The sequence below is a fragment of the Streptomyces sp. NPDC001410 genome, assembly GCF_042895235.1.
Taxonomy (GTDB): domain Bacteria; phylum Actinomycetota; class Actinomycetes; order Streptomycetales; family Streptomycetaceae; genus Streptomyces.
In genome coordinates, this window is the sequence record NZ_JBIAWE010000061.1 from 1 (window position 1) to 1,020 (window position 1,020).

Genomic DNA, 1,020 nt, shown 5'->3' on the forward strand with positions numbered 1-1,020 from the left:
CGTCGGCTTATGAGGTCGATCATCGCGACGTGGATTATGGCTTCGGATCGGTGGGGGTGGGTCTCGTAGTCGCGTGCGAGACGGCGGTGGTGCATCAGCCAGCCGAAGGTCCGCTCGACCACCCAACGTCGGGGGATCACCTTGAACCCTTTGGCGCCGGGGTCGCGTTGGACGACTTCGACGTCGATTCCGAGGCGGGCGCCGTGGTCGATGGCTTTCGTCCGGTAGCCGGTGTCGGCCCACGCCTTGGTCACTCGAGGGGTTGCGGCGGAGATCTGGGAGAGCAGGTGGATGCCGCCGGTGTTGTCGGAGATGCTGGCCGCGGTCACCCAGACGGCCAGCAGCAGGCCGAGGGTGTCGACGCCGATGTGGCGCTTGCGACCTGCGATTTTCTTGCCTGCGTCGATGCCCTGGCCGGCCGCTGGCACGTTGGCGGAGGTCTTGATGCTCTGCGCGTCAAGCACGCAGGCGCTCGGCTCGGCATCCCGGCCTTCGGCTTCACGCACCAGGCGCCGCAGCAGGCCGTTGAGCTGGTCGAAGACGCCTTCCTTCTGCCAGGCGGCGAAGTAGCCGTACACCGTCTCCCATGGTGCGAAATCGTGCGGGAGGTACCGCCAAGGGATCCCGATGCGGTCGACGTACAGGATGGCGTCCATGATGCGGCGCAGGTCGTGCTCGGGTGGGCGGCCGATGTCCAGGCCCTTGCCTCTGCGCTCGGCCCGCCAGGCGGTGAGCGTGGGTCCGATCAACTCCCAGCGGGCATCGGACAGGTCGCTGGGATACGGGCGCTGTCGCGTCATGTTTCGGTAGTACCGTCGGGCACGACGCATCCCCAGGGCGCAAACAGCGTCAACCGGGGGCGCTTTGGGATCAGACAGGAGCGACTCGACTCAAACGGGCAGAGGTATGGAGTCTCCTATCGCACAGGCCGCATTGACCACTCTCGCCCCAGCAGTCGCAGACCCACTCGCCCTTCGAAGCGCCACCAAACAACCTCGCCAGGACAAAACACTCTTTGAG

General features: G+C 66.1%; 1 protein-coding gene. It reads right to left on the minus strand.

What is annotated here, in order from left to right:
• Positions 1-800, minus strand: an 800-nt coding sequence (locus tag ACFY3C_RS45780; RefSeq protein WP_390775198.1) for an IS5 family transposase, incomplete at its 3' end; no start/stop codon positions are given.
• Positions 801-1,020 lie beyond the last annotated feature (220 nt).